Origin of the sequence: Azospirillum brasilense (assembly GCF_022023855.1) — a bacterium.
GTDB lineage: Bacteria > Pseudomonadota > Alphaproteobacteria > Azospirillales > Azospirillaceae > Azospirillum > Azospirillum brasilense_F.
The window spans coordinates 880001-892671 of the sequence record NZ_CP059450.1; the positions used below are offsets into that span (position 1 = coordinate 880001).

Sequence of the window (12671 nt, forward strand, 5' to 3'; positions counted from 1 at the left end):
GCGGGAAGAGCGTTCAGGATGGTGCTGCCCTCCGGCGGGTTGCGGGCGAGGCTGACGTCGGACGCGGCGATGCGGGCGCGCCGTGCCGTTCCCTGCGGTCCGAGGTCGCCCGGAACGAGCAGGTGGCCGCCGTCCAGCCGCAGCAGGGTCAAGCCGTAGGCGTCCTCTCGTCCCGCCACCACCGCGGGCAGGGTCACCCCGGCTTCGGGCATGCGGGCGATGGGCAGGGTGGGATCGGCCTGAAGTTCCTGCATCGGGCCGGCGGCAACGACGCGCCCCTGGCGCAGCAACACCAGATGGTCGGCCAGCCGCTCGACCTCCGCGATGTCGTGGCTGACATAGAGGACGGGGACGGACAGGACGCCGTGCAGCCGTTCCAGATAGGGGAGGATTTCCTCCTTGCTGAAGCGGTCGAGCGCCGCCAGCGGCTCGTCCATCAGCAGCAGGCGCGGCTGCGAGAGCAGCGCGCGGCCGACGCCGACCCGCTGGCGCTCGCCGCCGGACAGATGCTCCGGCGAGCGGTCGAGCAGATGCCCCAGCCCCAGCAGGTCCACCACGTCGTCCAGGCGAATGTTCTCCGGCACGCCGCGCCCCACCGTCCGGCGATGACCGAACAGCAGGTTGGTGCGCACCGACAGATGGGGGAACAGGCTGGCTTCCTGGAAGACGTAGCCGATGGGCCGCTTGTGCGTCGGCCGGAAGGTCCACCCCTCCTGCCAGACATCGCCGTCCAGGGCGAAGCGCCCGTTCAGCCGCTGCAATCCGGCCGCGCAACGCAGCACCGAGGTCTTGCCGCAACCGGACGGGCCGAACAGCGCGGTGATGCCGCGGCCCGGCGCCTCGAACGCCACGTCCAGAGCGAACTGGCCGAGCGTCCCGTGGAAATGCACCGATAGGCTCATTGCCCGCCCCGCCCGATGCGCTTCTCCAGCATCATCATCGTCAGGATCACCGTGAAGGAGAAGACCAGCATGCCACCGGCCAGCAGATGAGCCTCGTCCCATTGCAGCGTCTCGACATAGTCGTAGATGGCCACCGAGAGGACCTTGGTCTGGCCGGGGATGTTGCCGCCGATCATCAGAACGACGCCGAACTCGCCCATGGTGTGGGCGAAGCCCAGCACGGCGCCGGTCAGGAAGCCACGGCGGGCCAGCGGCACCGCCACGGTGAAGAAGGTGTCGAGCGGCGAGGCGCGCAGCGTCGCCGCCGCCTCCAGCGGGCGGTCGCCGAACGCCTCGAATGCGTTGCGGATCGGCTGCACCACGAAAGGCATGGAGTACAGCACCGACCCGATGACCAGCCCTTCAAAGGTGAAGGCCATGGAGCGGGCGCCCCACAGGGAGGCCAGCCACCCGCCGGGGCCGTTCGGTCCCAGCAACATCAGCAGGTAGAAGCCCAGAACCGTCGGCGGCAGGACCAGAGGCAGCGCCACCACCGTGGCCACCGCCTCCTTCCACCAGGCTCCGGACCGCGCCAGCCACCAAGCCAGGGGAGTGCCGACGATCAGCAGGATGACCGTCGTCAGCGCCGCCAGCTCCAGCGTCAGGATGATCGGTTGCCAGCTCATCGGCGGGCTGTCCTTACCAGGGAGGCCGGCATGGTCAGTTCGGCGCCCTCGTGCCGTAGCCGTACTTGGAGATCACCGCGGCGGCCTCCGGCCCCTTCAGGAAGGCGAGGAAGGCCGTGGCGGCCTCGTTGCCGGCGCCCTTCTTCAGCAAGACGGCGTCCTGGAAGATCGGGTCGTGCAGCGCTTCCGGAACCGGCCAGCGGGTGCCGTCCGGCTTGGCGATCACCTGGGACAGGGCCACGAAGGCCAGCTCGGCGGCGCCGGTCTCGGCGAACTGGAAGGCCTGGGCGATGCTGTTGCCCTGGACGATCTTCGGCTGGATCGCCTCGTAGACGCCCATCTTCTTCAGCGTCTGCACGGCGGCGAGGCCGTAGGGCGCGGTCGCCGGGTTGGCGATGGACAGCTTCTCGAAGGCGCCCTTGCGCAGCGTGTCCTCGCCCAGCGGCGCGTCGCCGGCCTTGGTCCACAGCACCAGACGGCCGACAGCGTAGGTGAAGCGGGACTCCGGAACGGCCAAGCCCTCCTCCACCGCCTTCTTCGGGGTCTCGTCGTCGGCGGCGAGGAAGACGACGAAGGGCGCGTCCTGCTTGATCTGGGCGTAGAACTGGCCGGTCGCGCCGAAGCTCAGGACGGCCTTGTGGCCGGTCTTCTGCTCGAAGGCGGTGGCGATCTCCTTCGCCGGGGCGGTGAAGTTCGCGGCGACCGCGATGTTGAATTCGTCGGCCCGGGTCGTCGCCGAAACGGACAGCAGCGCGACGGCGGCAAGCAGGAAACGCGTCATTCGAAAACTCCTTCCGATCTATCGTCAATCCACCGCAAGAATGATGTGCGATGCGTCGATCAGCGCGCAGGCCGGGTCGCCGGGCTTCAGGCCGATGTCATCGGCGCTGCGCAGCGTGATGATGGCGGTCAGCGTCTTGCCGCCGCCGATGTCCAGGGTGATCTCGCTGTTGACCGCGCCGTCCTCGCGGCGGGACACCACGCCTTCCACGCGGTTGCGCATCGAGGTGCGCTTCGCCTCGTCCGCCGGGGCGAGGATCACGAAGGGCGCCTTGATCAGCGCCGTCGCCGCGCGCCCCGGGAACAGGCCCAGGTCGCGCACGCTGTCGCGGGTGATGATCGCGACGATCGAGGTCTGGTCCGAGACGGCCAGGGTGACTTCGGCGTTCACCGCCCCATCGGTGATGGCGGTGATGGTTCCGCGAAGGGCGTTGCGGGCACTGGTGCGCATGAGGAATCCCCACATCAGGCTGGCCGCCGACAGGCCGGTGCCGTTCAGTTCCGGTTCCAGCACCTGGAAGGCGCGGACCATCTCGCTTTGCAGACGGTGGAAGGTGGCGACCAGCCGCACGCCGTCCGGCGTCAAGGCGGTTCCGCCGCCGCGCTTTCCGCCGGCCTGCGCCTCGACCAGCGGGCGGCCGAACAGGTTGTTCATGGCGTCGATGGCGTCCCAGGCCGCCTTGTAGGTGACGCCGACCGACCGCGCCGCGCCGGAAATGCTGCCCTCGCGCCCCACCGCTTCCAGCAGCCGGATGCGCTCCGCGCCGATCGGCGACGCGTGCGGCCCGGCGAACGACACCTGCGGTTGGACGGACATGAACGGGCACTCCGAATTCGCTATATATATTGGCTATATAACCATGCTCTAAGCAGGTGAACTAGCGCTTTCTGCCAGAATCGTCATTTTTCGAGGAATTTCGGCGAGAGGGTGCAGGATGCCGATCTGAACAACCGATCAGCCCACGAAATGCATCGTACAAACGATGCATGACATCCGCCCATTTTGCCGATTTTCTAAGCGAATTTTGGTGCCGGACGAGAGTTTGTTGTTCGCTTGGCGGCGCAATCGACGGATTACAGAAACAGGATTTTCAGCTTCCGGGTCATCACGACCCATGCGCTACCCGCAGGCCGTGCCGCCCGCCGCCTTGTGGGCAGGGGACGGCCGAATGCAGCGAATCCAATATGTAGATGACCTATACAGCGAGAGGGTGGAGGGAGCGCTGACGCTCCGTCAATCCACCAGTTCCCAGTCGAGCGTGGACACGACGCGGACGATCTTGTCGATCTGCCGGCTTTCCATGATGCCGGGCGCCTCGTCGCGGGCAAGGATCTGGAACAGGCCTTGGTTGGCGCGGCGGATACCGCCCAGAGTGGCGCCGCTGTCGGTCGCGAACTGGGTGGCCGCCTCGCGCGCCTTGGCCGTCGCCTCGGCGATCATCTCGGTCTTTACGTCGTTCAGCCGCGTGAACAGGTAGTTGGGGCCGGAGCCCATGCCCGGCTCCCCGCCCAGGGTAACGCCCTGGTCGAGCAACTCCGCCAGATTCTGGCTGGCGCGGTCGACCCGCTCCACGTCCGGACTGCGGATCATCAGGGTGCGGGTGAGGATGTAGCGCTGATCCGCCGGCCCCTGCCGGTAAGCCTGGGCGAGCAGGTCCACGAGATCGAGCGAGCGCGAGACGACGGCGTCGGCGCCCAGCCCGTAGCGTTCCAGAAAGGCCAGCACGGCCTTTTCATCGGCCGCCGTCTTCGCCTGGACGGCGGACAGGTCGTCGCCGGTGGCGACGAAGCGCACCGGCCAGAGCGCAAGGTTCGCCTTGACCTCGCGCTCGGCGGAGCCCTTCACGGTGACGAAACGGTCGGCCAGCCGGACCTGGGCGACCTCCCACCCCGCCGACCAGCCCGCCACCGCGATCCCGATGGCGAGAAACGCCGCCGCAGCCAGCGCCGTCCGGTTTCCGATCATCCCACTCTCCCTCGTCGCTCTCTGCGGAGCATGGCGGAGGATTGTGGCGAAGCTCAGGCCGGAGCGGTGCCCCGCGGCGGTATCAGATCACCAGTGTCACACCGTCGTCAGCCAGACGCACAGCAGCGCGTAGGTGACGGGAAAGACCACCAGACACCAGCGGTCCAGAAGCAGGGACTTCGCCGCGTTCCGCTCGTAGATCATCAGCGACACCGCGCTCTGCATCAGGCTGAGAAAGATCATGCCCATGGAGGCGAGGTTGACCCGGTCCGACAGGGTGAAGCCGCTGCTGCGCGGCAGGTCGCTGGCGATGACGAAGTAGCAGGCGACCACGGCGAACAGCGCGCCGATGCCCAGGCCGAAGCGGGGGTCGAGGTCCACCGGCTTCACCAGGAAGGCCAGGAAGGCCACCACCGAGGAGATGAAGATGGTCGAGAAGGTCTTGATGTAATAGACCGAATCCGGCCGCTCCAGGGTGATCGCGTGGGTGTAGCGGGAATAGACCGACTCGTGGTTCTTCGGCAGGGTGATGTCGCCGTAGTTGGTGCGGTAGCGGTGCGCCGAGATGGTTGCGCCGTTGCTGGTCAGCGTGTAGCCCGAGACGTCGACATCGGGATCGAGCGTGCTGTTGTCGGTGTCCGGCACATAGACGAAGTGCTCGGCCGTCAGGTCGCTGTCCTCGATCACCAGACGGATGGTCTGGGTGTCCAGGGGGAAGCGGCTCACGTCCCAGGGCTGGTTCAGAACGGCCTGGACGCGCGCCTGCCCGTAGTTGGTGTCCTTCAGCTTGCGGACCGGGGTGGGCGTGCGGGACTCGATCCGCCCGTTCATCAGCTCGAACGTCTCCAGCGGGTTCAGTGAGTCGTCGTCCCAGCGGAACCAGACGTAGAAGTCCACATTGACCTGATTGTCGCGGAGGTTCACCCCGGTGATCTGGTTGACGTAGGTGCCGACCACCACCTTCGCCGGCTCCGCCCATGACGCTCCGGGCAGGCCCGTCATAAGGATGGCGAGGAACGCCAGCGCGTACCGAATCATGATGTCCTCTCCTTTCCTGCCGGATGTCAGTGCGCGTGGCTCTTCTTGACCAGCACGTCCATGGTCGCCAGCAGCACGCCGGAGACGATGAAGGTGACGTGGATGGCGACCAGCCACATCAGGTCGCGGTCGGACACCTCCGACACGTTCATGAAGGTCTTCAGGATCTGAATGGAGGAGATCGCCACGATGCTGGCGATCAGCTTCACCTTCAGCGCGCTGAAGTCCAGCTTGCCCATCCATTCCGGACGGTCGGCGTGGCCGGCGACGTCGATCTTCGAGACGAAGTTCTCGTAGCCGCTGAAGATCACCATCAACACGAGGTTGCCGACCATCGTCAGGTCGACCAGCCCGAGCACGATCAGGATGATGTCGTTCTCCGTGCCATGCATGAGAAGCGGCAGCGCGTGCACCAACTCCAGCGCGAAGCGCCAGCCGATCATCAGCAGCGCGCCCACCAGGCCGACATAGAGCGGCGCCAGGAGCCAGCGGCTCTGGAACATTACCTGCTCCAGGAAATGTTCGGCCCGGCGCCCTGGGCCGCGGCGCTCCGCGCCGTTGCGGGACAGGACGGTGGGGTCGCCGGCCAGGGCCGACGGGTTCGACTGGGTCATGACTTGCTCGCCAATGTGATGTCGCCACGGATTTGGCCGATTTTCCGGCCGTCGATCTGGTGCTGGTAGGTCATCTGCAGCTGGTCGAAGGCCAGCGAGATGGTCTCGGTGCCGTTGCTGCTGTCGTCGTCGTCGACCGACAGCACGTACTCCGTGATCTGCGTGTTCTTCAGGATGATGGTCAGGTACGGCTCGGCGAAGATGTCGCTTTCGCCGAAATGCTCGCCGCCCTGCAACTGCGCGAAGGTGCGGAAGAAGTGGATCGTCGCGGTGACGTCCTTCTTCTGCGGATCGAAGGCCGCCTGCATCAGCTTGGGCGAGGCGAGGTCGAAGTGGCGCTCCAGCTTCAGGCTGTCGACGCCGAGCTTGTCCTGCTTCTGAGCCTTGCGGCTGCCGAAGTAAGAGTTGCCCTCGATCGGGTCGTCGTAATTGAAGCCGCCGACCTCGCGCTTGCCCGAGGACAGGTCGAAGCTGACGCAGTCGGCCAGATTCTTGTAGTTGCGGATCAGCGACTCGCCCTTGATGCCGGGGTAGTCGAGCAGGATGCGGGGCATGGCTCAGCGCTCCTCAAGCCGCAGAAGACCGAAGATCCGTCCGACCTCGCCGCGGTCGCCCAGCAGTTCGGCGTAAAGCTCCGGCAGGGACAGGTTCCCCCAGGTCGCGGCGCGGCGGACGAGGTAGGAGGTCGGGCTGTGCGGCTCCTCCCGCGCCAGGAAATCGGCGATCTGGTGGAGCATCGCGTAGGCCTCCTGCCGGGTCCGCGGCCCGCCGGGGCGGGTGAAGGCGGCGGCGGGGATGATCTCGGCGGACGCGTCGATGGTGGCCCCCTCCCCGCCCTCGGCCTCCTCCGGCGCGGCGGGGGCGCCGTCCGGATCGATGCCGCGCTTGGCGAGCGCTTCGCGGTGGAACTGGATCAGGCTTTCCAGGGTCTTCAGAAGCTGGCTGAAGCCGGGAGCGGCGCGCCCGGCCACGGCGTCCAGTTCCGCCGCCAGGGTGCGCACCGCCGTCACCGTGTCGCGCAGATGACCGTGCTGGGTCTGGTAGAAGCCGGGCGGCGTGCGGTCCTGCGCGGCGAGAATCTGCTCGACCGTCACCTCGCCGTCGTCGACCGCCGCGTGGAAGGCGCGCGGATCGCGGGTGGCGAGCTTGCGCAGGCGCTGGGCGTTCTGCCAGTCCTGGAAACGGTGCGTCTCGTCGGTGTGCGGCCCCGGCTGGGTGATCGCAGTTGCCATCAGGTCACGCGACAACTGGCTGTCCAGCCAGACCAGCGGCGCCAGCCGCGGCTCCGGATCACCGTCGTCCAGGCGCGGGTAGAGGCCCTCCCAGAAATCTTCGACCAGTCCATGGACCAGCAGGAGCCCCGGTGCCAGCCCCGCCGGACCGTGCAGGTGGCCCAGCGCCTGGACTAGCCACGCCGCGACTTGAAGATCCTTGGTGCGGGTCGTCAGCAGGTCCGACGCCTGCTGGACGACGCCCTTCCAGTCGGCCTTCTTGATGGTGGTCTGCCAGATGCCCTGGTCCAGATCGTCGTCCATCCGGCGCGCCTCGGTCAGCGCGTCGAACTCCGGGCCATGGCGTAGGTCGTCGCCCGCCGGATCGTCGCCCGGGATGGGCTGGAGCAGGGCGCCGATGTCGATCAGCGGGTGGGATGCGGTCATTGGCAACTCATGGAGTGCTGCTCACGGGAAGCGTTGGGCCGCGGGACGGAGCATCGGGGAGTGGGACGGCGGGGTGCCCAGATCAAAGAAGGCGCGGTCCGCCGGAGCCACCGCGCCCGATGGCGCCGGCCAACCGGCCAGACCCGGCATCCGCCGCATGGTGCCGACCGGGGCGAGCGGCGGCGCCTGCGCGGGCAGCGCCGGCACAGCCACCTTCTCCTCGCGCGGCGGCTTGCCGTCGGCCAGGACGGTGCGCTTGACCGCCAGCGTCATGAACACCCGCACGTTGGGCTTCACCGCGGGTTGCGGCGTCGCCTGCGCCGCCGGAGCGATCGGCATCGGGGCCGGATTGGCGCTTTCCTTGACCGGGCCGCTGGCCGTGGCCTCGAACAGCAGAAGCGGTTCGGTGTCCGGACCGGGGCGGCGGTCGCGCTGCGGCGCGGTCTGCCGGGCGGCCAGGGCGAACAGCGCCCAGGGACCATCGTAGTCGAAGCGCAGCGAGGGTCCGTCCACCGTCACCCCCACACCGACGCCGGACACCGGCAGCACCGTGCCGTCCTTGGCCCAGCGCAGCGTCACGCTCAACCGATCGCCGGGGTACCAGCGCAGCGGCGTCCGCGGCAGCACGCTGGAGAGCGCGCCGTTCGGCGTGGCGAGCTTCCATTCGATGATGTCGCTGCCCCCGGCTTCACGGCCGCGATTGACTCGGAAGGCGGGGTCGAGCGCCAAGCCGCCGCTCTGATCCGGGGTCACCGCGGCGATCAGCAGCGGGCGCGCCCGTTCCATCGTCTCCACGAAGCGAAGCGCCTCACGCCCGGCGGTGCCGAAGCGTTCGCCGCGGCGCAGCCCCTCGAGCACGAAGGCCGACCGCGCGTCGAACCGCTCGTAGAAGGCGCGCACCGCCGCCGGGTCGGCGTCCTCGCCCGGCACTGCGGCGGCGGCGAAGGGGAACCGGCCGGCCAGCATCTCGTTGAACGAGGCGGCCATATCGACATAGGCGTCATAGACGCGAGCGTCGGCGGCCAGCACGCAGCGCGTGGCGATCCACTGCTTCAGCTCGGCCAGACGGCTGCGGAAGAAGTCGTCCGGCACCCCGTCGATGGCGCCCAGATTCTGGCAACCGGCGGCGTCCACCGCGGCGCTTTCCACCGTCACGAACTTCTCCAGCTGCGCCAGGGAGCTGTTCGGGCGCCCGCCGTCGTACTTGTCCAGTTCGGCGATGATGCGCGCCCATTTGGAGGCGGCGCCCGAACCGGTCCCGGCGCCCATCACCGGGCGCTCCAGGATCTCCACCACCGGGGCGGCGATGTCGCGGGCGAGCACCGTCACCTCCTGCCGGGCGTTGCCGAGATAAAGCGCCAGCCCGGCCGGCGTGGTCTGCCCGAACAGCAGGTGCGGCACCAGCGGCCCGTCCACCCAGACGTCCAGCGCGTGGGCGTCGGGCCGGTAGAGCTGGTCGCCTTCCAGCAACCGGTCGGCCTGGGCCAGCACGGCGTTGGCCTGCCGGGCCACCGTGTCGCGGATGGTGTCGGCGGAGGTGGTCAGCCCGATCTGGCGGAAGGACTGCATGGTCTCGGCCAGCACCGGGAAGGCGGTGCGCAGCGCGTGGGCCGAGGCGCGGAGCTGCGCCAGCCCGCCCGCCCGGTCCACCCCACCGCCCGCCGGGCTACCGGCCAAAGCGCGGGCGAGGATGCGCTCCACCCCCTGGCGGAGCTGGTGCTGCGCCGCCACCCGCATGGAGGTGCGGAGCATGGCCGGCGCCTGGAGCAGGTCCTTGGCGTCGAACAGCAGATAGTCCTCGACCAGCGGCGGGATGCTGTCCAGAGCAGCGCGGTCCCAGCCGGCGCCCACGGCGGGCATCGCCAGCGCGCCGGTGTCGTCCGTCTTCATGAAGCGGCGGGCCATCCACACCGACAGGGTGCGGCGAAGCTGCTCCGCCGCCGGGGCCAAGCGGGCGCCGCCGTTCGGCGCCTGCTCCAGCAGACGGCCGATCACGGAGTCCAGGCTGCGGGCGCCCACCCCCGCCTCGTCGTAGCGGCGCTGCGCCAGATCCAGGATGTCGGCGCGCAGGTTGGGGCCGAGCAGGTCGGACTTCTCCAGCCGGCCGAGCAGCGCCTCGAACTCCGGCGGCAGGGCGGGACCGTTGGCGCCGATCCAGGCGCCGCGCTCCGCCCCCAGGCCGCGGGCGGCGTCCTCCAGGCTCGACAGCACCTCGGCGTAGGCCGCCGCCGCGTCGGCGCCGGAGCGCGCCCCGCCGGCCAGCAGCTCCAGCTCGTTGGCGGCGACCGACAGCCGCGCAGCGGCGAGGCCGCCCATGGCGAGGTCGCGCAGGTAGGCGTCGGCGTACTGCCGGAAGCGGCGGCTGACCTCCGCCCGGTGGGCGGTCAGGTCGATAGGGCGCTGCGCCCCCGGTCCCGGCGCCGGGATGGCTGTGCCGCCCGGCGGCTGGTCGATCTCCCAGCCGTGCAGCCGAGCCGAGAAGCCGCGCGCCACGCCGGAGCCCAGCGCGAAATCCAGCACCTCGTCCAGCGGCAGGGTCGGGTCGCGGGCGTCCACGTTGTTGTAGGCGCGGGCCAGCCCCTCGGCGATGCCGACCTCGCCCGCGAATGCGCGCAGCCGTTCGAAGGCACCAGCCCCCACCGGACCCACCCCGCCGTCGCGGGTCAAGCGGCGCAAGCGGTCCTCGGCCACGTCGCGCACGGTGGACAGGGCCAGCCGGCGGTAACCGACAGCCAAGGCCCCCGACACCGAGTCCGGAACGCCGCTGATCCAGGAGGCCGGCAGCGGGTTGAAGGTCCAGTCGGTGGGCAGCATCGTCACGCCCTGCACGAAGCGGGCGGCTGGATCGCCGTAGGCGGCGGTCATCGGCGCCCCGGCCTCGACCGCCGGGCGCTGGTCGGCGAGCTGCTGGAGCCCGCCCGGAATGTCGGCCAGGACCGGAACCAGCCGGTCCGACAGGGTGGAGGCGCGCTGCACCCCCATCCACAGCAGCAGGATCGCGGCCAGCGCGGCGGCCCCCGTCCCCACCGGCCAGGAATAGCGGCGCCACGCGCGGGACGCGGCCAGCGCGCGGGTCGGCTTGGGCAGACCGGCCTCGGGGAAGATCTTGCGGTTCAGCAGGTCGCGCCCGAACAGCGCCGCCGCGTCCGGATCGGGACGGCCCGTGAAGTAGATGCCGCGGACGTAGAGCGTTTCCTGATAGGCGGTGCGCTTGAAGGCGGTGCCGAGCAGGGCGCGCAAGGCCGCCTCCGTCCCGGTCAGCCGCTCCGTCAGGGCGAACAGCGGGGCGCCGTCCGGCGTGGCCGTCGCGCCGAACACCTCCAGCTCCACCGCCAGCAGGCCGTCCGCCAGCGACTGCAGCGCCTCGCCGACGAAGTCGGGGGAGAACGCGGTCTCCAGCGCGTAGGGGCTCGACCAGCCGAGCATCCCGCCGGTCAGGGACGGGGGCAGAGCCTCGGCCAGCGCCGCGAAGCCGGGGGCCTCCTCGCAGCCCGTCACCACCACATAGACCGGCAGGGCGAAGCCCAGCGTGCGCTGGATCTCCCACAGCCGGGCATACAGCTCCGTCCCGCGCGCGGTGGCGCGGCGCACGTCGTCCAGCTCGGCCAGCGGAACGGTCAGGATCAGCCCGTCGGCGGGCAGCATCGGGCGGCGGCGCCCCAGCAGGTCCAGCACGCCCGCCCAGGCGGCACGCGGATCGTCCACATCGATGACCACCGCCCGGTCGTAGAAGCGCCAGGAGAAGCCGGCGTGCCGCTCGGCGGTCACCGGGGGGCGCACGTCCTCCGCGCAGGACAGCAGGCCGGCGTCGTCCGACGCGGCCAAGCCGGTGCGCAGGTACCAGGGCACCAGATAGACGTTGCGCGACAGCGTCTCGCGATAGGCGGCCAGACCGTCGCGGAACAGGCGGCGGATGTCGCGGATGGTGACGTCCGGCGCGGTGGCGACCAGCGCCGGGACAGCCCCGCCCTCCTCCACCGTCGCGTCGGGCGGCGGCAGGGCCGCCGGCTCCGCCGGGGCGGGCGGCGCCGCGCTGCGGGCGCGCAGCAGGATCGCCGCCATCACAGCGATGATCAGCAGCACGAGGACGAGAAGCCCCGCGAAGACCCAGATCTGGTTGCCGGCGATGCCGGACAGGACCGCTGCCAGGAGTTCCATGACCGTCCTCTCCCGTCAGCGGGTCACGCGGACGGATGCCTGAAGCACCGCGTCCGCCGCGTTGGAAAGCTGCGCGGTGGACATCCACCAGAGCGCCTGCCCCAGCACCAGCCACAGCCCGGCGATGGCCCCCAGCACCAGCGGCCAGCGCGGCCCGCGCGCCAGCGTGCGCGCCTTGCCGTCGGTCAGCGTGTAGGCGTAGGCGGCGGGGATCAGCGTCCGCCCGCCGGGCAGCACCCCGGCGCCCAGCTCGGACTCGCGGCCGGCGATGAACTCGAACAGGCGGGCGCTGTAGTCGCGCAGGGTGGACTCGCCGCCCGGCACCCGGCAGCGCCCCTTGAAGCCCATGCCGAGCACGCAGAGATAGACCGCCGCGAGCTGGACCAGCCGCCGGTCGTTGCTGGCGAGCAGCGCCTCCATCCGGTCGAACACCCGCTCGCCGGCCAGCCGGGTGCGGAACACCGCCTGCTCCAGCAGCACGCTGCGCCACAGCTCACGCCCGTTCCATTCCACGTCGTGGATGAACAGATCGTCGGCCAGCGCCGCCATGGCGTATTGCGCCTCGCGGTGCTGGCTGATCATCAGGTCGGTGCCGGTGCGCCCGACCTGGACCGCCTGCGCCTCCAGGAAGTCCTGAAGGCGGCGGATGATGATCTCGGCATCGGGCTCCAGCGCCAGGGCCGGCACCGCCGCAGCACCGCGCGGCGCCGGGATCGCCAGGGCGTCCTCGGTCAGGAAGGCCGGCAGGCTGTCCGCCGTCTCCCCCGCGGCGCCCTCGGGCTTCGCCGCGGCGGCGGCCGGACGGCCCGCCCCGATCGAAGCGCGATGCTTCTGGAGTTCCCGCGCGAAGGCGAGGAAGTGATCGACCAGATCCCGGCGGTGCAGCATGG

Annotated in this window: 11 protein-coding genes (1 of these 11 cut by a window edge); all 11 read right to left on the bottom strand. The window is 70.0% G+C overall.

Annotated features, from left to right (window positions below; all coding sequences use genetic code 11):
- Nucleotides 1-902 carry the 5' portion of a molybdenum ABC transporter ATP-binding protein gene (gene modC, locus H1Q64_RS17415; RefSeq protein ID WP_237906374.1) on the bottom strand. The gene continues 190 nt to the left of window position 1, outside the view, so only the first 902 of its 1092 coding nucleotides appear in the window; it begins with the start codon at nucleotides 900-902; its stop codon lies beyond the left edge, outside the window.
- Nucleotides 899-1567, bottom strand: coding sequence for a molybdate ABC transporter permease subunit (modB, locus tag H1Q64_RS17420; protein WP_145629436.1), 669 nt, complete (start codon nucleotides 1565-1567; stop codon nucleotides 899-901). The genes modC and modB overlap by 4 nt, the downstream gene beginning before the upstream one ends.
- Before the next feature lie 34 nt (nucleotides 1568-1601).
- Complete coding sequence (gene modA / locus H1Q64_RS17425) at nucleotides 1602-2348, bottom strand: molybdate ABC transporter substrate-binding protein (protein WP_237906375.1); 747 nt, start codon at nucleotides 2346-2348, stop codon at nucleotides 1602-1604.
- A 24-nt stretch (nucleotides 2349-2372) separates the two neighbouring features.
- A complete protein-coding gene (locus H1Q64_RS17430; protein ID WP_237906376.1) occupies nucleotides 2373-3164 on the bottom strand; it encodes a TOBE domain-containing protein in 792 nt (263 codons plus the stop codon).
- 417 nt (nucleotides 3165-3581) lie between these two features.
- Entirely contained in the window at nucleotides 3582-4313 is a 732-nt protein-coding gene (locus tag H1Q64_RS17435) for an SIMPL domain-containing protein (RefSeq protein ID WP_237906377.1), read from the bottom strand.
- Between the two features lie 96 nt (nucleotides 4314-4409).
- Nucleotides 4410-5351: a hypothetical protein gene (locus H1Q64_RS17440; RefSeq protein WP_237906378.1), complete on the bottom strand. Its 942-nt coding sequence runs from the start codon at nucleotides 5349-5351 to the stop codon at nucleotides 4410-4412.
- 26 nt (nucleotides 5352-5377) lie between these two features.
- Nucleotides 5378-5965, bottom strand: a complete 588-nt coding sequence (locus H1Q64_RS17445) for a TIGR00645 family protein (RefSeq protein WP_237906379.1) — start codon at nucleotides 5963-5965, stop codon at nucleotides 5378-5380.
- On the bottom strand, nucleotides 5962-6519 hold the full coding sequence (locus tag H1Q64_RS17450) for an Hcp family type VI secretion system effector (protein WP_237906380.1): 558 nt from the start codon (nucleotides 6517-6519) through the stop codon (nucleotides 5962-5964). Before H1Q64_RS17450 ends, H1Q64_RS17445 begins: the two co-directional genes overlap by 4 nt.
- A gap of 3 nt (nucleotides 6520-6522) precedes the next feature.
- On the bottom strand, nucleotides 6523-7623 hold the full coding sequence (gene tssA, locus H1Q64_RS17455) for a type VI secretion system protein TssA (RefSeq protein ID WP_237906381.1): 1101 nt from the start codon (nucleotides 7621-7623) through the stop codon (nucleotides 6523-6525).
- 21 nt (nucleotides 7624-7644) lie between these two features.
- Nucleotides 7645-11781, bottom strand: a complete 4137-nt coding sequence (locus H1Q64_RS17460) for a type VI secretion system protein (RefSeq protein WP_237906382.1) — start codon at nucleotides 11779-11781, stop codon at nucleotides 7645-7647.
- Nucleotides 11782-11796: 15 nt separating this feature from the next.
- Nucleotides 11797-12669, bottom strand: a complete 873-nt coding sequence (locus H1Q64_RS17465) for a DotU family type IV/VI secretion system protein (protein WP_237906383.1) — start codon at nucleotides 12667-12669, stop codon at nucleotides 11797-11799.
- Nucleotides 12670-12671: the final 2 nt, after the last annotated feature.